This window comes from Luteimonas galliterrae (assembly GCF_023374055.1).
In the GTDB taxonomy this organism is placed as follows: domain Bacteria; phylum Pseudomonadota; class Gammaproteobacteria; order Xanthomonadales; family Xanthomonadaceae; genus Luteimonas_C; species Luteimonas_C galliterrae.
The window spans coordinates 574673-594411 of the sequence record NZ_JAMBEP010000001.1 but is presented as its reverse complement, the minus strand read 5'-3'; the positions used below and the strand labels follow the sequence as shown (position 1 = coordinate 594411).

Sequence of the window (19739 nt, the reverse complement as noted above, 5' to 3'; positions counted from 1 at the left end):
CGAGAAGACATTAATGCGACCGTTGCCGATCGCCTGCCTCGCGCTAGCCATCATTGCCGCCCCCGCCCTCGCCGCCGATCCGGCCAAGCCGCTGGTCGGCGACGCCAAGAAAGGCCACCAGCTGACCTACACCTGCCAGGGTTGCCATGGCATCGAGGGTTACAAGAACGCCTACCCGAACTATCACGTGCCCCGCATCGGCGGTCAATCGCAGGAATACCTGCGCAACGCCCTGAGCGAGTACAAGGCCGGCAAGCGCAAGCATCCGACCATGCAGGCCCAGTCCGAGAGTTTCTCGGACCAGGATATCGCCGATATCGCCGCCTTCCTTTCGGAGCTGAAGCCGTGAGCCGCGCCATGACCACGACCCGACTCGCCTTCGCCCTGCTCGCCGCCCTCGCCTTCGCGGCCTGCACCCCGTCCGGCGAAACGCCAGCCGAGCATTCGTCCGCCGACCGCGGCGAAGGCCACACTTCTTCATCCGCCGGGTTGCCGAAAGGCCATGCCGACGCCGGCGAGAAGCGCAGCCTGGTCAAGAGCAAGGCCACTAACCAGAGTTGCATCGACTGCCACGGCAAGGAAGGCAACGTGCCCCTGGATCCGACCTACCCCAAGCTGGGCGGCCAGTACGCGGACTACATCGCCCACTCGCTGCAGATGTACCGCGACGGCGACCGCGAGCATCCGCTGATGTCGGGACAGGCGAAGGATCTGACCGACCAGGAGATCGCCGACCTGGCCGCGTTTTTCTCGACGCGTCCGAGCCAGTTGCGCGACCTGCACGGCGTGCATTGATCCGACTGTAGAAGCGTCAATAGAAAAGGGCCGCGAGGCCCTTTTCTTTTTTGCCGTTCTTCCCCCTTTGAAAAAGGGGGATCGAGGGGGATTTGCTTTTGCTTTTCTGCCGTTGCGCCTCCACCCAACATCAAGAGCAAATCCCTCCGTGTCCCCCTTTTTCAAAGGGGGAGAAAGCAAGCGCTCACCAGCGATAACCGACTTCGGCGACGATCCGCCGCTCGGTGCCGTACCAGCAATCCCCGCGCGAGAGACAGGTGGCGAAATAAGTCTTGTCGGTCAGATTGACCGCGTTGAGCGACAGGCGCCAAGGGCCGCTTTCATAGGAAATCAACGCGTCGAACAAGGTATTGGACGGCGTCACCAGCGTATCGGTGCCGTCCCACGTCTTGCCGACGTACCGCGCGCCGCCGCCGATCCGCAATCCCGGTACCGCTGCGATGCGGTAGGCCGCCCACAACGCCGCGGAATTCTCGGGGATGCTTTCGAAACGGAAGCCGGTCGCTTCGTCGGTCGCCTTCGAGTGGGTGTAGCTCGCGATCAGGTCCCACTGGCCGAGGCTGGCGTTGGCCTCCAGCTCGATGCCTTTCGCGTCCACGCGGCCGCGCTGCACCGAGAAATTCGGATCGACCGGATCGGGCGTGAGGCGTCCGGTTTCCTCCAACTTGTAGACCGCGGCGGTGGCGGTCACGCCGTACGCGTCGGGCACCCATTTCAAACCGGCTTCGACTTGCTTGCCGCGGGTGGGATCGAAGGCGTCGCCCAGGCGCGATTGGCCGGCGACCGGCTGGAAAGATTCGGAATAGGCCACGTACGGCGACCAACCGCCCCGCGCCAGATACACCACGCCGAAATTCTTGGTCCAGGCATCGTCGTCGGCGCGATCGGTTTCTACGCCATCCGGACCGGATAGGCGCGTTTGCACGTCGTCATGACGTGCGCCGGCGACCACGACCCAGCGATCGTCGATCTTGATCTGGTCCTGCAGCAGCAGGCCGGTCTGGCGCATGCGGGTATGGACCAGGCTGGACGGGTCGATGACCGGTTCGGGACAGTTGCCGTACACCGGCGCGTAGACGTCGAACGGCACCGGGCACGGTGTGTCGAACGCAGTGGATTTGTCCGCCCGCGACAGCATCGCATCCACGCCGAACAGCAAGGTGTGCTTCACCCGGCCGTCGCCCACGCGACCTTCCAACAGCAGGTCGGCATTGCTGATCTTGGCGCGGTCGTCGTTGCCGTAGCTGAGCCGGGTGATGGTCCGGTCCTCGCCCAGCGCGTTGTCGCCGTAGCCGTTGCCCTGCGCGTCCACTTCCCAGAACGCGGCGTAGGCGGTGCGTATCTTGCCGCGCACGCGATCGTGGCGCAGGTCGTGGCGCAGCGACCAGGCGCCGTTGAACTTGTATTCGAATTCGTAGCCCACCCGGGTGCGTTCGCCGAGATTGACGTCCCAGTCCGGCTCGCCGACGAAGCGTTCCAGCGGAATCGGCCCGTTCGGCGCCGGCAGCAGCGTTCCCGCCCACGGGAAGAAGCCTTCGGTGTTGCGATTGCGGTCCCTCTGGTATTCGGCGTAGGCGATGAGCTCCACGCGTTCGGAAGGCCGCCAGGCGATGGCCGGGGCGATGTAACGGCGCTGGTTATCGGCGTAATCCACCTGGGTATCGTTGTCGCGCCACAATGCAACCAGGCGATAGCTGAACGTATCGCTCAACGGCCCGGTGAAGTCTGCGGCCAGTTGCCGATGATCGTTGTTGCCGGCCTGCAGCGCGACCTCGCGCGACGCGACGGCCTGCGGCCGCTTGCTGACCAGGTTCACCACGCCGCCGGGCGCGTTCTGCCCGGCCATCACCGACGACGGCCCGTGCAGCACTTCGACGCGCTCGAAAGCGAAAGGCTCCTCGCGCACGGCGCCCCACCAGCCGACCAGCGGCAGGCGCATGCCGTTGAGCAGCGTGGTGCCGGAACTGCCGCCGCGCAGCGCGAACCAGTCGCCGCGGTTGTCCAGGCCGTATTGGTCGGTGCGCACGCCGGCGCTGTAGCGCAAGGCTTCCTGCAATGTCTGCGCGTTCTGGTCGCGGATCTGCCCGGCGGTGATGATGCTGATCGCCTGCGGCAGTTCCTCGATCGGCGTATCGGTCTTGGTGCCGGCGCGGGTGCTGCCGGCGGAGTAAGGCGCGGCCTGGCCGTGCACGGTGAGCTTGTCGAGGGTTTTGGGATCCCGCTCGGCGGCGGCGATGGCATCGTCGGCGGGCGATGCCATCGCTTCCAGCGACAACAGCAGGCTCAAGGCGAGCAGCGAAATCCCGCAGGCGGGAAGGTTCTTCTTCTGGGCAGGCATGTCGGTCCGATGGGCAGTGGCGGGAGATTCACGCGTGCCTGGCCATCGAAGCGAGCTGGGAACGTACCGGCCCATATTAAAACAACCGGCCCGGATTTTGTGGGAGCGGCTCTTGTGGGAGCGGCTCTTGTGGGAGCGGCTCTTGTGGGAGCGGCTTTAGCCGCGAGCTCTTCGGTTGTGGAAAAGCTCGCGGCTAAAAGCCGCTCCCACAAAGCTACGGCTTTTTGAGGCTGTCCTGGTCTTCCTGCAACTCCGGCTTGAACGGAATATCCGGCGGCGGGCGCCCTATCGCCGGCTGGTCGAACATTTTTTCGCTGTCCGACATGCCGCAGCCGCCACCGACCTGCAGCAGCGACACCACGCATTCCAGGCGCTTGGACGTGCCCGGAATCGGGATCGACAATTTCTTGATGCCTTTACGCACCCATTCCTGCAGCAGGGTTTCGTGCGGCACCCAATACTTGTCGAAGCGGGTCGGCTCGTAGCCCAGGCGCGGACGATTCAACCAAGTGCCAGCGCGGTCCAAATCGGCGACGTGTTCTTCTTTCGATCCGGGCGGATTGCCGTATTGCGACGGCGTTTGCGCGCCACCCGCGCCGGGCGGCAGGCGCAAACTGCCATCGGCGTTGTAGAGGCCCGCCTTCGCGCCCGGCTGCTGCCCGCCTTTCGGCTGGCCGGCGACATTGCGTTGCGCATCGCCCCAATCGTCGCCTTTCGCCGGCGTAGGCACGGTGCCTGGTTTGGGACCGACACCCGCGCCGCTCGACGCCGCTGCCGGCTGCGTGCCGCTGGCCGGCGCAGCCGGCGCATCGGGCGCACCGGAAGGCTGCGCCGATGCGCTCGCGCTTTCGGTCGACGCCGCCGCGCCGGGCGGCATCGGCAGGGATTGCGGTTCGGCGGCGGTCGCAGGCACGCTCAGTTGAGCTTGCGCGGTGGCGGCTGCCGGCAATTCGCGCGCGCGCACGGCCGGCAAGGGTTGCGGGATTTCGATGTCGGTAGGCTGCTCGGAAATCTGCGGCACGGCGATCTGGCGCGGCGGCTGCACGCGGTCGATCGGCCGCACCGGCGCCGGGGCGCGCGGCAGCGGGATCGCTTCGACTTCGCTGCGCAAGGTCGGCACCGCTACGCTCGGCGTCGGCGCCGCATCGATCGGCCGCGGTTGCGGCGGCGGCAGGCGGAAACGGGTTTCGTCCGGCCGGTTCGTCTCGGTCACCTGCAATAACTGCTCGTCCGGCGGCTCGACGGTTTCCTCCGCGAGCTGCGGCTGCTCGCGCTGCACCTGCTCTAGCGGCGGCGCTTCGACCAGGCTCTGCGGCGCTTGCGCTTCGCTCAGTTCGGGACGTTGGGGTTGCGGCTGCGCTTGCCGCTGCGCAGCGGTCGGCGCGACTACGGCATCGGGCCGCGGCGATGGCGGACCGCCGCCCTCTTCTTCTGTCGTGCCTTCGCCGATGAACTGCACACGCACGGCGACATCGCTGGCTTCGCCTGTCGTATCGACGAAATGCGTGTAGGCCAGGATGACCAGCATCACCACGAACACCAGATGCACGAGCAGCGTGATCGCATAGGCGACGAAACGCATCCAACGCTCGTCGGTGCCGGCCGGTTGCCATTGCTGCCGCCACAACGTGCCGAAGGAGCGCCAGCGGCCGAGCTGGGCGACCGCCGGCGCAGGCGGCGCCGGCTCGCGTTGCAGGAATACGGCGATGATCGCGTCGGCGGTGGCGCCGGTCACCGCGCCGACGCGCGCAGCCATCGTCGCGAACCAGGCGGTCCATCCCGGCGGAAATTCGCCCGGCGGCCGCTCGGGGCGCAACGATCTGCGCATGCGTCTGCGCAGCGCTTCGATCAGTTCGGCCGAGGAATACACTCGCGCCGGAGCCGGTTACGCCGCGGCGTCGCGCGAGATGTACGGCGCCTGGCCGGTGTCGTGATCGGTGGCGTCGCGCACCGCGGTCACGCCCGGCACCTTGGTCAACAAGGTTTTCTCGATCCCCTGCTTCAAAGTGACGTCGGCCATGCCGCAGCCGTGGCAGCCGCCGCCGAAGCGCAGCACCACCACGCCGTCGCCGGTCACTTCCTGCACGGCCACATGGCCGCGGTGCTGGGCCAGCTGCGGATTGATCTCGTGCTCGACGATCCAGCGCACGCGCTCGACCAGCGACGCCGATTCCGTCGGCGCCTCGCCCTTGATCTTGGGCGCGCGGATCTGCAATTGGCCGCCGGTGGCGAGCGTGGCGTAGTCGATCTCGGCGCCGTCGAGATATTTCACGCTGCCGGCGTCCAACCACAAAGTGAAGCCTTCGCAATCGATGGCCCACTCGTCGCCGTGCAGATCGCCGGGCTCGGCGAACTCCAGGCGCACGTCGGCGCCGGGCGTGCCGGGGTTCATCGCCGCCAGGCGCACGCCCAGACCGGGCAGGTCTTCGCGCTCGATGAGCTTGCGGAAGTGCGTCTGGGCGGATTCGGAAATCTGGATCATGAGTAGATGGCGGCCTTGCGCCCGATCAGCTTGCGCACATGCTGGACCTGGGCGGATTCGGAAATCTGGATCATGGGCGTATTCTACCGGGCTTGCGTCACGCCGTTCGTACGCCGCCTAGCAGAGCATGAAGGGCGTTTGCCATTCGTTAGGAGTCCGCCATGTCCGACCTGATTCCGCTCGCCCAGGCCCATTGCCTGCCCCGCAAGGGCAGCGAACACAAGCTCAGCGAGGCCCGTATCCGCGAACTGATGCCGGAAGTGGCGGGTTGGGAACTGGCGGAAAACGGCCACGCGCTGACCCGGACCTTCGCCTTCAAGGACTACTATCGGACGATGTCGTTCGTGAACGCCCTGGCCCACATGGCCAACCGCGAAGACCATCACCCCGACCTGAGCGTGCATTACGACCGCTGCGTGGTGCGCTATTCCACCCACGACGTGGGCGGGCTGAGCGAGAACGACTTCATCTGCGCCGCTAAAGCCGATGGCCTCTACGCATGAGCTTTGCTCTTCGTAGGAGCGGCTTTAGCCGCGAGCTCTTGATCGGTTCGCGCGGAACAGCAAAAGCTCGCGGCTAAAGCCGCTCCTACGAAGAGCCGACGCTTGCGGCTGCCCCCTGGGGGGCCGTCACGGCAAACGCTGCTGTCACTTCCGGGATGCCTGCAACCTCAAGCCAACCGATCCAGCACATCGACTAGATCGGGCGCCAGCGGCGCATTCAACACGTATGGCACGCGGCCGCCATCCAATGCGAATTCCAACGACGTCGCATGCAGGAACAGCCGCTTCAGGCCGGCCTGCTCGCGCAACCGCTTGTTGATCGCCTCATTGCCGTATTTGTCGTCCCCCGCCACCGGATGGCCGATGTGCTGCGCATGCACGCGGATCTGGTGGGTGCGGCCGGTCTCAATGCGCACTTCGCAATACGAATGCCCGCCGCGCCGCTCCAGCACCCGGAAATGGCTTAGCGACGGCTTGCCCGCGGCGTTGACCTGCACGTGCCGCTCGCCGCCCTGGCGCAGGCCGACGTGTAGGGCCGCGTCCACGCTCATCACGCCGTCGGGCATGCGTCCGGTCAGCAGGGCCAGATAGCGCTTGGCGATGCCGCCCTCTTCCCGCATCAGGGCCTGCAATTCGATCAGCGCCGAACGCTTCTTGGCGACGATCAGCAAGCCGGACGTGTCCCGGTCCAATCGGTGGACCAGTTCCAGGGAGTCCTTCGGCCTCAAGGCGCGCAAGGTTTCGATGGCGCCGAAACTGATCCCGCTGCCGCCATGGCTGGCCACGCCTGAGGGTTTGCTGATCGCCAGCAGGCGGGCATCCTCGAAGACGATGCTGGCCTGCATCGCTTCGAGCAGGCCCTTGGCCGGGGTGCCCTTGTCGGCCGGGTCTTCGAGCCGGATCGGCGGGATGCGAACCTCGTCCCCGCCCTCCAATCGGCGCTCCGGCTTGCTGCGGCCGCCGTTCACCCGCACCTGGCCCGAGCGCAGCAGCTTGTAGATCAGGCTGCGCGGCGCTCCTTTCAGGTAGCCCAGCAGGAAGTTGTCGAGCCGCTGCCCGTCTCGGTCTTCGGCGATACGGACGGTGTGGGCGGCACCCGCGGAACGGGCTGGGGCTTCGGAAGGGGGCATCTGCAGTCTTGGTCTGATACACTCGCGATGCGAGATAAGGGTTTGATTTCGCTGGAAGTTACCCGGGCCGAAAGCCCGCCTTCCCGCGATCCCCGTCGCAGTGCGCAACCACCGCTCCCGGAGCGGCCATGTTAGCGGCTGCACGGCAAGCCCGGACATCGCCCGGTGCGTCAGACATCGGCGCTGAACAACGACCCGAGCGGCGCCAAGGCCCAAGCCGAAGCAGCCGCCGGCCCGCAACAGTTAAAAACAGAGACAAGCGCTCCCGCGGCCTGCCGTGGTGTAGAAGCGCTGGAAACCAGGACGCCGCTGCGCTTGCGCGGCCGGCGCCCAGCAGTATCCAGGCGAAACGCCCCGGCGTTCCGCGTGCGAGAGCGCGCGAGGAACGCACAACATGAAACGCATGCTGATCAATGCGACGCAGGCTGAAGAACTGCGCGTCGCCATCGTCGACGGACAAACCCTTTACGACATCGATATCGAACAACCGTCCAAAGAACAGAAGAAGTCCAATATCTACAAAGGCCGAATCACCCGGCTCGAGCCCTCCCTGGAAGCGGCCTTCGTCGAATACGGCGCCGAGCGCCACGGCTTCCTGCCGCTGAAGGAAATCTCCCGCGATTACTTCCAGGCAGGCGTCGACCATAACAAGGCCGGCCTTAAGGAACTGCTGAAGGAAGGCCAGGAAGTGGTCGTTCAGGTAGACAAGGAAGAGCGCGGCAACAAGGGCGCCGCCCTGACCACGTTCATCTCGCTGGCCGGCCGCTACATGGTGCTGATGCCGAACTCGCCGACCGCGGGCGGCGTCTCGCGCCGCATCGAAGGCGACGACCGCGCCGCGCTGAAAGAAGCGATGGACAAGCTGGAGATCCCCGACGATATGGGGGTCATCATCCGCACCGCCGGCGTCGGCCGCGATGCCGAAGAACTGCAATGGGATCTGGACTACCTGCTGCAGGTCTGGCGCTCGATCGCCGAAGCCGCGCTGACCAAGCCGGCGCCGTTCCTGATCTACCAGGAATCGCGCCTGATCATCCGCGCCTTGCGCGACTACATGCGCGCCGACGTGGGCGAGATCCTGGTCGACGCCGACGAGATGTACGCCGAAGCGAAGGAATTCGTGCAGCAGGTGATGCCGCACAACCTGCGCAAGCTCAAGCACTACACCGACGACACGCCGCTGTTCAACCGCTTCCAGATCGAATCGCAGATCGAGAACGCCTACGAACGCCAGGTGCGCCTGCCTTCGGGCGGTTCGATCGTGGTCGACCAGACCGAAGCGCTGACCGCGATCGACGTCAACTCGGCGCGCGCCACCAAGGGCGGCGACATCGAGGAGACCGCGTTCAACACCAACCTGGAAGCGGCCGAGGAAGTCGCGCGCCAGATGCGCCTGCGCGACCTGGGTGGCCTGGTGGTGATCGACTTCATCGACATGTCGTCCAACAAGCACCAGCGCGAAGTCGAGAACCGCCTGCAGAACGCGCTCAAGTACGACCGCGCGCGCGTGCAGATCGGCCGCATCTCGCGTTTCGGCCTGCTCGAAATGAGCCGCCAGCGCCTGCGTCCGAGCCTGGGCGAAGCCAGCCAGATCGTCTGCCCGCGCTGCGACGGCCATGGCCGCATGCGCAGCGTCGAGTCGCTGTCGCTGTCGATCCTGCGCGTGGCCGAAGAGCACGCGATGAAGGAGAACACCGGCCAGGTGCTGGTGCAGGCGCCGACCGAGATCGCCAACTTCCTGCTCAACGAAAAGCGCCGCGCGCTGGCCGAGATCGAGCAGCGCCACGATTCGCCGATCGTGATCGTCGCCGACGACCAGCTGGAAACGCCGCATTACGAAGTGACCCGCATCCGCGAGAACGAACTCGGCGAAGAGACCAGCAAGCCCAGCTACCAGCGCGGCACGCCGCGCAAGCTGGCCACGCATGCGCTGACCAAGGCGCATCTGAACATCCCGCCGGCGCCGGCCGTGACCAACGTCAAGCCGCTGCAACCGGCGCCGATGCGCGACGATCCGGCCGAAGAGCGTCACGCTCATCCGGCGCCGGCGCCGATCCGCGTCGCGCCCAAGCCCAAAGCCGGCCTGTTCGCGCGGATGATGCAGTTCTTCGGCGGCGAGCAGACCGCCGAAACGCCGCCGCCCGCCCCGCCCGCCCGCAACGAGGACCGCACGCGCAACGACCGCAACGCGCAGCGCCGCGACGGCCGCAACGGCGGCGGCAACAAGCAGCAGGGACGCGGCGAGCGCCGCGACGAGCAGAGGCGCGACGACCAGAAGCGCGGCCAGCCGCAGGCGCAGGGCCAGCAGAACAAGCAGCCACCCAAGCAAGCCCAGCAGCAGAAGCAGGGCCAGCCCAAGCCGCAGCAACAAGGCCAGCAGCAGAAGCAGCCAAAGCCGCAACAGGACCAGAATCGCGAACCGCGCCCGCCCAAGGCGGAACGCGCCGAGATTCCTGTGCAGGCGCAAGCCGCTGCCGCCGCTGTCGAGCAGCCCAGGCCGAAGCAAACGCCTGTGGCCGAAGCCGCCGCAATTGCCGACGCGACGCCGCCCAACATCGCCCACTTCGACATCGGGCCGGCGCCGGCCGTACCGGCCGATAGCGCCGCCTCGCCTGCCGACGAAGCGGCCGATGCTGCCGCCCACGCGACCGAGGGCGGCGAAAACGCACGCCGTCGCCGCGGCCGTCGTGGCGGCCGCCGCCGCCGCCGCGGTGGCGCCGAAGGCGCTGCCGGCGGCGAAAACACCGTCGAAGCGCTTCACGAAGACGATGCCGCCGTCGCCGCGCAGCGTTCGCAGCCGGAGTTCGATTTCGACGACGCGCTGCCCGAATCGCGGCCTGTAGCGCCCGCTGCCGTCGCGCCCATCGCAGAACCGGCGAAGGACGAATACGTCGCCGAAGCTTCGTCTTCGCTGCGCGCGCCGCAGTACGCGATTGCCGCAGAACCGGCGATCGTGCCGGCGGTCGAGAAGGCCGGGCCCGCCGCGATCGAGCCGGCGTCGGCGGTTGTCGAGCCTGAGGTCGTCGCTTCGGAACCGGCACCGGCGCCCATCGAACCGTCGCCAGCCGCAATCGCTGCCGTCGAAATCGCCGCGGCTGCACCGGAATCCGAGCCGCGCGAACAAGCCGCACCGCAGCCTGGCGTCGAATCGCCAGTCGCAGCCTCGCCGGCAAACGACAAGCCGAAGAACGCGCCGAAAGAAACCGCAACGCCGCCGCGTCCGCCGCGCGTCGCCGCGCAGCAGAGCGACGCGATCCATGCCCTGCCGTTGTCCGCCGCGATCGCCGTTTCGTTGGCCGAAAGCGCCTACCGCCCGGCCGTCAAACCAATGGCGGAAAAGCCGGCAGTCGAACCTGCTCCGGCACCCGTAGCACCGGAAGCGCCCGCACAGGAAACGCAAGCGCCCGAAACGACGGTTGCGACCGGCTTCGTCGAACCCGGCACGCCGCAAGCGCCCGGCCTGTTCGACGAGGCGCCCGCCGCGCCGCCGGAAGAAGCCGCGGCGCAAGTGGCCGCCAGGCAGCCTGCGCAGGATCCGAACGAAGCCCCGCGCGAAGGCGAGCGCGGCGCCTGACCAACCGGGCCCCGCGCACGCTTATACGGCGTGCGCGGGATTGCCTACGCCGTATTGGCTGGCCAGTCGCGCCAGTGCGATGCTGTCGCCCACGCCCAGTTTCTCGAACAAACGCGTCTTGTGCGTGTTGACGGTTTTCGCGCTCAGGCTCAACCGCTTGGCGATGTCTTCCTGGCGCAAACCCTGCGTCAACAGCAAGGCGATTTCCATCTCGCGAGGCGACAAGGCATCGAACGGCGATGCGCCGCCCTGTATGCCGGACAAGGCCAGGTTTTGCGCCACGCCGCTCGCCAGATAGCGCTTGCCGCGCGCCACGTCGCGCACCGCGCGCAGCAATTCGATGCTGTCGCCGCCCTTGCCGACATAACCGGACGCGCCGGCTTCGAGCAGGCGCTTGGGCATCGGCCCGTCTTCGAGCACCGATACCACGATCACGCGCGTGCCGTGGTCGCCTTTGACCACGCGTTCGGTCACTTCCAGGCCGCTGACGCCGGGCAGGTGCAGGTCGCACAACACCACGTCGGGCTTGAGCTTGCGGATCTGCGGCAGGGCTTCTTCGCCGCTCTCGGCTTCGCCGACCACGTCGATGTCGACCTCGCCGCCCAGGATCATCTTCATTCCGGCGCGGACCAGGGCATGGTCGTCGACCAGGAACACACGGATAGTCATCCCTGCAACTCCCCTCTCCCGATGCCAGCGTAGGTGGCGGGTCGGGAGATGGCAAGCGCGGCGTTCGACGGGAGCGGGACGGTTCGCATCGCGCTGTCGGGAAAATCCGGAGCGTTCATCCCAGGGCCGTGTCCAACAGCATCATCACCACGAAACCCAGGATCAGCCCGCCGGTGGCGAAGGCTTCGTGTCCTTTGCGGTGCGATTCGGGGATGATTTCGTGGCTGATCACGAACAGCATCGCGCCGGCGGCGAAGGCCAAGCCCCAGGGCAGCAATGCCGCCGACAGGCTGACCACCGCGGCGCCGATCACGGCGCCCACCGGTTCGACCAGGCCCGAGGCCATGCCGATCAGCACCGCCAACCCGCGCTTGTAGCCGGCCGACACCAGCGCCACCGCGACCACCAGGCCTTCGGGCACGTCCTGGATAGAAATGCCCATCGCCAGCGCGCTGGCGCGCACCGGATCGTTGCCGGCGTAACCGACGCCGATCGCCAGGCCTTCGGGCAGGTTGTGCAGCACGATCGCAAAAACAAACAGCCAGGTGCGCCGCAATGCGCGCGCGGCATGTCCTTCCACGCCCTTGATGAAATGCTCGTGCGGCAGATAGCGTTCCATCACCAACAGCAGGGCCGCGCCCAGGATGATGCCGCCGCCCACGATCAAACCCGATTCCCAATTGCCGGAACCGCGCGCCTCGGCCGCGCCGATCGCGGGCACGATCAGCGAAAACGAACACGCCGCCAGCATCACGCCGGCACCGAAGCCGAACAGGCTGTCCTGCACGCGGTCGGACAGGCGCTGCGAGAACCACACCGGCAGCGCGCCGAGCGCGGTCGCGATCGCGGCCATCGTGCCGCCGAGGAAGGCGTTGAACACCGGCGCCGGATAGTCCGAACGCAAGTGCTGCCACAGGCCCTGCAGCATCGCGAACAGGCCGAGCACGACGATGCCCATGCCGAGCCAACGGCGGAATACGGCTGCGGGCGGCAGCGAGGGGCTGTGCATGGCCCAATCTGACCACATTGACCGCGCAGTGGGTAGCCGTTCGTGGCCGGCCGCCGGCCGCCGGAGCGGCCGATCGTGCAAACTACGGCTTTCATCACAGGGGGTTGCGATGCGTCTTTCCATGCTTTCCGCCGGCCTGGCGCCGGCTTGCGCGTTGTTTCTGGCCGCTTGCGCATCGCCGTCGCCGGTCGCGACGCGGTCCGATGCCGCCGTAGTTCCTGCGCAAGCCGCCGTAGCGCAGCCCAGTCCCGCGGACGCCTGGATGAGCGATGTTTCGGCGATCGCCGCAGCGACGGACAACGCAGGACGCCGTGCCGCCATCGAAAACGCGCTCGCGGCTTCCGGCATCCAGGCGCGCCAGGCGCCGTTCGCGTTCGAAAAGCACAAGGGCACGAATCTGCTGGCGGACATCGGCGGACCGGCCGACGCGCCGCTGTTGCTGATCGGCGCGCACTCGGACAAGGTGAAGGAAGGCGACGGCGCCACCGACAACGCTTCCGGCAGCGCGGTCGTGCTGGCGCTCGCGCAACGCCTGAAGCAACGCCCGCTGCAGCATCACCGCGTGGCGGTCGCGTTCTGGGACCTGGAAGAGTTGGGCCTGATCGGCGCGCGCGCCTATATCGCCGACGGCGGCGCCAAACCGGCGATGTACGTGAATTTCGACGTGTTCGGCTGGGGCGATGCGCTGTGGATGATGACGCCGGACGAATCCAACGCACTCGTCTCGGCGAGCCGCGAGGCGACGCAGGCGGCCGGCATCGAGTTGTCCGCAGGCGACAAGTATCCGCCGACGGACCATCTTGCGTTCCACAAGGCCGGCTGGCCGGCCGTTTCGTATTCGCTGGTCGGCAAGAACGAGATTCCGAGCATCCTGAAGGCGTTCTCGCATCAGAAAGTCGATCCGCCGGCGAAAGTGATGCAGGTGATCCACAGCGACAACGACACCCTGGCGCAAATCGATGCGGACGAAGCCGCGCGCGGCGTCGCCGCGGTCGAAGACGCGTTGCGGCGCTGGGATGCAGCGTCGCGGTAGTCTGTCCGAAAACGGCTGGCGCGCCGGCGCTGAGACGCGACAATAGGGGCTCACTTCCGACGAGAATCACGCATGTCCGGTAACGAAGCGACCGCCGCGCTGCGCCAACTCCACCAACAGGGCCTGCTGCTGCTCGCCAACGTCTGGGACGCCGGCACCGCGCGCCTGGTCGAGAGCCTGGGCGCGAAAGCCATCGCCACCACCAGCGCCGGCGTGGCCTGGTCGCTGGGCTATCCGGACGGCGACGCGCTGCCCATCGCGAAGCTGGCCGATGCCGTCGCCGGCATCTCGCGCGTATTGCGGGTGCCGTTGACGGTGGATAGCGAGTCCGGCTATTCGGACAACCCTGCGACCGTCGCCGACAACATCGCGAGGTTGATCGATGCCGGCGCCGCCGGCATCAACCTCGAAGACGGCGATCGCGACCCTGCCCTGCTCTGCGCCAAGATCGAGCGCATCAAGAGCGCTTGCGCACGCATGGGGACCGATGTGTTCGTCAATGCGCGCACCGATGTCTATCTCGCCGGCCTGGCGCCGGAAGGCCGGCGTGTGGAAGAAACGCTGGCCCGCGCGAAACGGTATCGCGATGCCGGCGCCGACGGACTGTTCGTCCCCGGCGTCGTGGATGGCGAACAAATCCGCGCCATCGCTGCCGGTGCGGGTCTGCCGTTGAACGTGCTGGTGCGCCCGAACCTGCCGCCGGCGGCGGAATTGGAGCGCCTCGGCGTGCGCCGGTTGAGCGCTGGATCTGCGACCACTTCCTCGGCGTATGCGCGGCTCGCCGCGCTGACCCGGGGCTTCCTGGCCACCGGCGCATCGGCGCCGCTGACCGAGGATGCGATGGGTTACTCCGACATCAATGCGCTTTTCGCCGGGCGCTGAACCGGTCGCAAGCAACGGTCGAGGTCGTTGTAGCGCGCACGCCAGGCGCTCAGCGGCCTGACCGAATCCGGGCCGCGCCCTTCGACGGGCCATAGCGCCGCATCGCGGAGATCCTGGGCAATCAAGGAGATCAGCGCCGAGCTTTCGGCGTCGGGCCAAGCCTCCGGGAATGCCGAAGCGACGAGTTCCGCGCGTAACTGCCTCAAGCTGAGTTCGCGCGTGCCGGCCCAGTGTTCGAACTCTTTCGCCGCATATTTGGTCAGCCGGCCAGAGGTCGCTCTTGCGATGCCAAGCAATCCTCGATTCCGGCTCGACTCCTCCGCTAGGGAACCCGAAAAATTCGGCTGGATCGTGCGATGCGGTTTACGGGGATTCATGTCGTTCTCGTGGAGGTGATTCGCTGCCTTCTGTTCGAGCGTGTCGCGCCGTCCGAGCCTGGCGACTATGCCAGCTCCATCGTCCCGCAACGCAGCTATCGGACGGACGGCATACGAAGTAACGCCGAAGTAACAAGGAATGGCGCATGATGCATGGGCATTACGGCGCAACGCCGTAACGGCCACTCAGCAGCGCCGCACTTCCCTCCTCTCTCCGCACTGAGCATCGCATTCCCGTCGTCGACGGGAGTCAACGGCTTCGGCCGCTTCCGATTCGGAAAACCTTCGGATCGTCCACCAAGGAATTACCCGCTATGAACACCCCGACCAATACCTCCCCGTCGAACCTGCTCGACACCGCCGCCGCCAACGGCACCTTCAAGATCTTCGCCAAAGCCGTCGAACAAGCCGGCATGAGCGAAACCCTGCGCGGACCGGGTCCGTTCACGATCTTCGCTCCGACCGACGCCGCGTTCGAAAAGCTGCCGGCGGGCAAGCTCGACAACCTGCTCAAGCCGGAGAACAAGGACGAGCTGGTTTCGATCCTCAACTACCATGTCGTCAGCGGCCGCAAAAGCTCGGCCGACATCGGCAAGTGGGAATCGGCCAAGACCGTGAACGGTCAAGCCGCTCCGATCAAGCTGGTCGACAACAAGGTCGTCATCGACGGCGCCCAGGTGACGACTGCCGACATCGGTTCCAGCAACGGCGTCATCCACGGCATCGACAAGGTCAACATGCCGGCTGCGGCGCCGACCAAGCAGTAAGTCCGGGCGGATGGGCGATGGCTGCGGCAGGAAGCCGCTCTGCTCTGCCCTTCCGGAACGCACGACGACGGCCGCCTTTCGGCGGCCGTTCTTTTTTTGCCGTTGTGCTCGCTGGCTCCGATGGCGCGCAGCGGCGCCCGACTCACCAGCAATCGCTTTTCACGACATACAGGCTGCGACCTCCCGAGAACGATTGCACGCGCTGCGCGCACTCGGCCATGTATTGCTCGACCGCGGGCGTCCCCCCGGATATCCCTTGCCGGAACAACAGGTACCGGACCGATCTTTCGGACAGGTACCGCTTTACGTAGTCGGCATCCTTAGCGTAGAGATTGAGGCCGACCGCATGCATGCCGTGCAAGTTGAACAGCGGCGGCTCGAGGAACAGCACCATATGGTCGTTGATGCCTACCGCTTCGCCGGGCTTGCGGATCCGGTTTAGGACCTGGTACGGCGCTGCGTATCCCTCAGCCTCGGTTGCCTTCTCGCGCCCGATCCGCTGCGCATCTTGGAGTACGGCGAGGCGTTCGTAGGCCGCGCCCAAGCTCGGATTCTGCACGACCAGCGCGCAGACTAGGGCGATGCCGGCGAAATAGGCGGCGATTCTCGACTTGTACGGATATCCCCGCAAACGGACCTCGACCCTGAAGCATGCGAACGAGAACAGGATCGCGAAACAGATCAGGACGTACCGCGACAAGAAACGGTTGTCGTAGGTCGACGCATAGAAAACGAAGAACCACAGCAGCGCCGAGCAGGCGATCACACTGGCTAGCTCCACCCTGCGCTTGACAGCGTCCCCGATGAGGAAGGCGAGCAAAACCGGCACGACCAGCAGGCTCAGGATGCCGAGGCTTTGATTGCCGGGTATGGGATAGCGGCCGAGGACGATCGGAACGAACTGATTCACGAGGTTGTACGCGGAAGCTTCGATGCCGTTGCTGTTGCGCACGGCGGCCGCGAGCCGGATTTCTTCCGGGAATGGCGTCGCGACCGGAGCGATCGGATTGCCACTGACGGCATACGCGTAAATCACCCAAGGCAGGATCAAGACCAGCCCTATGACCGCACCTACGATGCGGGCTTTCGGCGGCAGCCTCCGCGAGAAGCAGACGAAAGCGAAAGGCAGCAGCAGCGGAAAGATATTCGTGATCTTGATGCTCACTGCATAGGCCGCCAGCGCGCACGCGACGAAAAACATCCGCGGCTTGACCTGTTCGTAAGCGTTCGCCAGAAGCGCCAATGACAGCAGCCCGACTCCGGCAGCGACGATATCGTTCTTGAGGAAGCCCCAGTAAACCACCGGGCCCAATGTGAACGTCGCAAGGGCCGCCAGCGCGCCGGCGCGCCAGGAACCGCCGAACGCACGGCACAGGAGCAACGTCGAAAGCGGAAAGAAAGCGCTGGTAATCGCGTTGAACAGCTTCAACCCGTCCGCCATCGCCGGAACGTCGCCCAACCGCTTCAGATCGGCCACCGACGAATAAAGGATGTCGTAACCCAAATAGGTGCCGTTATGCAGCAACGTGTCGTTGCCCGAAAGGCTTCCGGATACGCTCATGAGCCATGGCAGCCCAAGGTGGTATTGGCGCGCATCCGGATGCATCAGCGGGCTCAGGAAGCTGCCGACGGTGAGCGCAACGCAAAGCAGCGCCATGAGCGCCAGCGGCAGCCAAGCCACGGCTATGGCCGAAGACATCGCCGGGCGCTGCGGACTGACAACGAGCACGAACGCAAGGCCGGCCAAGCCGGCGGCATGCAAAACCCACACCCACGCATAGGCGAACATGCCGGCCGCGCCGGCAAAGAGAAGTATCAGAGAATAGGCCAGCATCCCGAGCGCGGGCGCGGTGACGGCCCTTTCCAACCGCGACAAGCCATCGGCGCGTCCCAGCGCGAAACGCAATGCGAGCGCCCCGAGCCCGGCCATCGATAGCAGCGCCAGGCATGGCGTCAGGATCGACGGCATCCACCCGAATCCAGGATATGGGTTCATCGATCGCTTGTTCCCCTGCTGGCCTGCGCATGCGGCGCTTCAGTTCGCCCGCCCCCGGCGCACGCCCTGCCGCGCGCCCATTATGATCCGCCCACCGGCTTCGCTTGCAAGATCGCGGCCAGGCGCGCGCATCCAAACGCGGCCACGGGCCGCATCTTTCCGGCATAAGATTACGGCCTGGAGCCGAGTTGACCGCCCTCATGCACCACGACTTGCGGATGTTGTGGCAACAGGCCCGGAGCGCCGAGGCCGCAGGCGAGACGGCGGCCGCGCTTTCGGCTTATCTGTCGATCCTGCGCCAGGAACCAGGCCATCTCCACTCGCGCCTGCGCGCGTCGGTGCTGGAACAGGGTTTCGGCCATTATCGGCAATCGCGTACGCATGCCCTCATGGCTGCCGATACGATCTGCGAGCGCTCCTGGGCCGACATCGCTGCCGTGACGCGCCTGCTGCTGGCCTTCGACGAAGGACAAGCACTGCGCGACCTCATTTTCGGAGCCGACTGGATCAGCGTCGACATCGTCCGCGCCTCGCCGTTGCTGGCCCAGCAGCTGTACCTGACCGGCCACGTGGACGATGCGCTCGCCCTGATCGACGCGGTGTTCGCACGCGCGGCCGACAGCGAGCATCTGAGCTATGCGCGCGCGAACGCGCTGCGCTACAGCGGGCGCATGGACGAGGCCACGGAGGAGTACGAACGCTGCCTGCGCCTGCAGCCGAACTATCCCTACGCGCATTGGGCGCTTGCCTACCATCGCAAATCCGACCCGCCGTTGTCGCGCGTCGACCGGATCAAGCGAGCGCAGGCGACGCTCGATGCCGCTGCGCCGGAGCAGGCCTACTTCCACTATGCGCTGTTCAAGGAATACGACGACGCCGGCGAAACCGACGCGGCGTGGCATAGCCTGGCGGCAGGCGCGGCAATCAAGCGCAAAACGATTCGCTACGATCCGCATGCGGAGCGACAGGGCTTCGATACGCTGCGGCGGACTGTGGATGCCGATTTCGTGGGCGATACCGGTCTGGCCCCTGCCGATGCGACGCAAGTCCCGATCTTCATCGTCGGCATGCCGCGCACCGGCACCACGCTGCTGGAGCGCATGCTCGGCAACCATAGCCAGGTCGCGGCCGGCGGCGAATTGCGCGATTTCAACAGCGCGCTTTGCTGGGAGACCGATAGCTTCATCCCGACCTCCGTCACCGATGCTTCGGTCGAACGCCTCGCAAGCGCCGATTGGGCTCGCGTCGGCGAAACCTACCTGCAGCGCACGGCTCCGCGCTATGCGGGGAGCCGCTATCTGGTCGACAAGAACCCGATGAATTTCGTCCAGGCCGGCTACATCGTCAAGGCGCTGCCGCAAGCGAAGATCCTGTGCCTGCGCCGTTCGCCGATGGCGGCCTGCTTCTCCAACCTGAAAGAGCTTTTCACCAACGTCGCCTACGGCTACAGCTACGACCAAACCGAACTTGCGGATCATTACGCCCGCTTCGCTTCGCTCAGCGAGCATTGGCGGCGAATCGTGCCGGAGAGGTTCGCGATCGTCGACTACGAAGACCTGGTTTCCGATCCTGTGCGCGCTTCAGAACGCATCATGAAGTTCTGCGGCCTGGCTTTCGAGCCGCAGACCGTCGACATCACGCGGAACACTGCCGCCGTGGCCACCGCCAGCAGTTCGCAGGTACGGCAACCGATACACGCGCAGGGCGTGGACGCCTGGCGCAGGTACGCGAAACATCTGGGGCCGTTGCGGGAGCGCCTCGACAGCATTCGTTCGGATGCGCCCTAGGCGGACGGCTGCCAAAAAAAAGCGGCGGCCATCGTGCGCCGCCGCCCGCAAACGCAAAACGCTCGCCTACTTAGAACGTGGACTCGACCGGAACCGGGCACTCTTCGAACACGCCCGGCGCCGACGACACCGGTTGGGCGGAGAAAGCGGAAGAAATACCGAACAGCGAAAAGAACAGAAGCGACATGGATGAAAAATCCTCGGGGGAAGGTACAGGGATAGCACCGCGCTGCGCAGGCAAACGCGAACCTGGACGACGGGCAATGCATCGGCCGCGCCGGCATGCGGCGATGGCCGCGATGCCGGCATAGCTTCAAGCCAAACGCTCCCGGCAGCCAGCCACGATCGACAGGCTGCGCGCCCGCTATCGGGCAGGTCCGGCGAATGGCATTCGTGG

The 19739-nt window shown here is 66.2% G+C and carries 16 protein-coding genes; 8 read left to right on the top strand and 8 right to left on the bottom strand.

The genetic code is table 11. The features are described 5' to 3' along the window. Window positions 1–13: 13 nt before the first annotated feature. Entirely contained in the window at window positions 14–349 is a 336-nt protein-coding gene (locus M2650_RS02765) for a c-type cytochrome (RefSeq protein ID WP_249470843.1), read from the top strand. Continuing rightward, a complete protein-coding gene (locus tag M2650_RS02760; protein ID WP_425602496.1) occupies window positions 346–795 on the top strand; it encodes a c-type cytochrome in 450 nt (149 codons plus the stop codon). The genes M2650_RS02765 and M2650_RS02760 overlap by 4 nt, the downstream gene beginning before the upstream one ends. Before the next feature lie 184 nt (window positions 796–979). Here the strand turns inward: M2650_RS02760 and M2650_RS02755 are convergent, their stop codons facing one another. The 3 genes from M2650_RS02755 to M2650_RS02745 all read right to left on the bottom strand — a co-directional run bounded on the left by M2650_RS02755 (window position 980) and on the right by M2650_RS02745 (window position 5615). After that, window positions 980–3133: a TonB-dependent siderophore receptor gene (locus M2650_RS02755; protein WP_249470836.1), complete on the bottom strand. Its 2154-nt coding sequence runs from the start codon at window positions 3131–3133 to the stop codon at window positions 980–982. Window positions 3134–3347: 214 nt separating this feature from the next. Next, window positions 3348–5003 (bottom strand): hypothetical protein, encoded by a 1656-nt coding sequence (locus M2650_RS02750; protein WP_249470833.1) that lies wholly within the window; start codon window positions 5001–5003, stop codon window positions 3348–3350. Window positions 5004–5018: 15 nt separating this feature from the next. After that, a complete protein-coding gene (locus M2650_RS02745; protein WP_249470830.1) occupies window positions 5019–5615 on the bottom strand; it encodes an NfuA family Fe-S biogenesis protein in 597 nt (198 codons plus the stop codon). Window positions 5616–5776: 161 nt separating this feature from the next. On the opposite strand from M2650_RS02745, the gene M2650_RS02740 reads away from it, so the two are divergent. Continuing rightward, a complete protein-coding gene (locus M2650_RS02740; protein ID WP_249470826.1) occupies window positions 5777–6118 on the top strand; it encodes a 4a-hydroxytetrahydrobiopterin dehydratase in 342 nt (113 codons plus the stop codon). 167 nt (window positions 6119–6285) lie between these two features. On the opposite strand, the gene M2650_RS02735 is transcribed toward M2650_RS02740, so the two are convergent. Next, window positions 6286–7248 (bottom strand): RluA family pseudouridine synthase, encoded by a 963-nt coding sequence (locus M2650_RS02735; protein WP_249470824.1) that lies wholly within the window; start codon window positions 7246–7248, stop codon window positions 6286–6288. Between the two features lie 394 nt (window positions 7249–7642). Here M2650_RS02735 and rne point away from each other — a divergent pair, with 394 nt between their 5' ends. Beyond that, entirely contained in the window at window positions 7643–10822 is a 3180-nt protein-coding gene (rne, locus tag M2650_RS02730) for a ribonuclease E (protein WP_249470820.1), read from the top strand. A 21-nt stretch (window positions 10823–10843) separates the two neighbouring features. Here rne and M2650_RS02725 read toward each other — a convergent pair whose 3' ends face one another. Both M2650_RS02725 and M2650_RS02720 read right to left on the bottom strand, forming a co-directional pair. Further along, window positions 10844–11491: a response regulator gene (locus M2650_RS02725; protein ID WP_249470816.1), complete on the bottom strand. Its 648-nt coding sequence runs from the start codon at window positions 11489–11491 to the stop codon at window positions 10844–10846. A 115-nt stretch (window positions 11492–11606) separates the two neighbouring features. Continuing rightward, window positions 11607–12500 (bottom strand): ZIP family metal transporter, encoded by an 894-nt coding sequence (locus M2650_RS02720; RefSeq protein ID WP_249470814.1) that lies wholly within the window; start codon window positions 12498–12500, stop codon window positions 11607–11609. Between the two features lie 109 nt (window positions 12501–12609). Between M2650_RS02720 and M2650_RS02715 the strand changes: the two genes are divergently transcribed. Further along, the gene (locus tag M2650_RS02715; RefSeq protein ID WP_249470812.1) at window positions 12610–13533 is read left to right on the top strand and encodes a M28 family metallopeptidase; all 924 of its coding nucleotides are present in this window, start codon (window positions 12610–12612) and stop codon (window positions 13531–13533) included. A 72-nt stretch (window positions 13534–13605) separates the two neighbouring features. Beyond that, the gene (locus tag M2650_RS02710; protein ID WP_249470809.1) at window positions 13606–14415 is read left to right on the top strand and encodes an isocitrate lyase/PEP mutase family protein; all 810 of its coding nucleotides are present in this window, start codon (window positions 13606–13608) and stop codon (window positions 14413–14415) included. Here M2650_RS02710 and M2650_RS02705 read toward each other — a convergent pair. Beyond that, the gene (locus tag M2650_RS02705) at window positions 14379–14792 is read right to left on the bottom strand and encodes a hypothetical protein (RefSeq protein ID WP_249470806.1); all 414 of its coding nucleotides are present in this window, start codon (window positions 14790–14792) and stop codon (window positions 14379–14381) included. The two genes, M2650_RS02710 and M2650_RS02705, sit on opposite strands and share 37 nt — an antisense overlap. A 314-nt stretch (window positions 14793–15106) precedes the next feature. Between M2650_RS02705 and M2650_RS02700 the strand changes: the two genes are divergently transcribed. After that, window positions 15107–15559 carry a fasciclin domain-containing protein gene (locus tag M2650_RS02700; RefSeq protein ID WP_249470803.1) on the top strand — a complete coding sequence of 151 codons (453 nt, stop codon included), beginning with the start codon at window positions 15107–15109 and terminating at the stop codon, window positions 15557–15559. Window positions 15560–15701: 142 nt separating this feature from the next. On the opposite strand, the gene M2650_RS02695 is transcribed toward M2650_RS02700, so the two are convergent. Continuing rightward, a complete protein-coding gene (locus M2650_RS02695) occupies window positions 15702–17528 on the bottom strand; it encodes a hypothetical protein (protein ID WP_249470800.1) in 1827 nt (608 codons plus the stop codon). Between the two features lie 215 nt (window positions 17529–17743). Between M2650_RS02695 and M2650_RS02690 the strand changes: the two genes are divergently transcribed. Further along, complete coding sequence (locus M2650_RS02690; protein WP_249470797.1) at window positions 17744–19342, top strand: tetratricopeptide repeat-containing sulfotransferase family protein; 1599 nt, start codon at window positions 17744–17746, stop codon at window positions 19340–19342. The last annotated feature ends 397 nt before the right edge of the window (window positions 19343–19739 follow it).

Bases quoted from the DNA above. Each gene is read 5' to 3' on its own strand.
- M2650_RS02765 (WP_249470843.1), top strand. From the start codon at position 14: ATGCGACCGTTGCCGATCGCCTGCCTCGCGCTAGCCATCATTGCCGCC.
- M2650_RS02755 (WP_249470836.1), bottom strand. From the start codon at position 3,133: ATGCCTGCCCAGAAGAAGAACCTTCCCGCCTGCGGGATTTCGCTGCTC.
- M2650_RS02745 (WP_249470830.1), bottom strand. From the start codon at position 5,615: ATGATCCAGATTTCCGAATCCGCCCAGACGCACTTCCGCAAGCTCATC.
- M2650_RS02740 (WP_249470826.1), top strand. From the start codon at position 5,777: ATGTCCGACCTGATTCCGCTCGCCCAGGCCCATTGCCTGCCCCGCAAG.
- M2650_RS02735 (WP_249470824.1), bottom strand. From the start codon at position 7,248: ATGCCCCCTTCCGAAGCCCCAGCCCGTTCCGCGGGTGCCGCCCACACC.
- rne (WP_249470820.1), top strand. From the start codon at position 7,643: ATGAAACGCATGCTGATCAATGCGACGCAGGCTGAAGAACTGCGCGTC.
- M2650_RS02725 (WP_249470816.1), bottom strand. From the start codon at position 11,491: ATGACTATCCGTGTGTTCCTGGTCGACGACCATGCCCTGGTCCGCGCC.
- M2650_RS02720 (WP_249470814.1), bottom strand. From the start codon at position 12,500: ATGCACAGCCCCTCGCTGCCGCCCGCAGCCGTATTCCGCCGTTGGCTC.
- M2650_RS02715 (WP_249470812.1), top strand. From the start codon at position 12,610: ATGCGTCTTTCCATGCTTTCCGCCGGCCTGGCGCCGGCTTGCGCGTTG.
- M2650_RS02710 (WP_249470809.1), top strand. From the start codon at position 13,606: ATGTCCGGTAACGAAGCGACCGCCGCGCTGCGCCAACTCCACCAACAG.
- M2650_RS02705 (WP_249470806.1), bottom strand. From the start codon at position 14,792: ATGAATCCCCGTAAACCGCATCGCACGATCCAGCCGAATTTTTCGGGT.
- M2650_RS02700 (WP_249470803.1), top strand. From the start codon at position 15,107: ATGAACACCCCGACCAATACCTCCCCGTCGAACCTGCTCGACACCGCC.
- M2650_RS02695 (WP_249470800.1), bottom strand. From the start codon at position 17,528: ATGCCGTCGATCCTGACGCCATGCCTGGCGCTGCTATCGATGGCCGGG.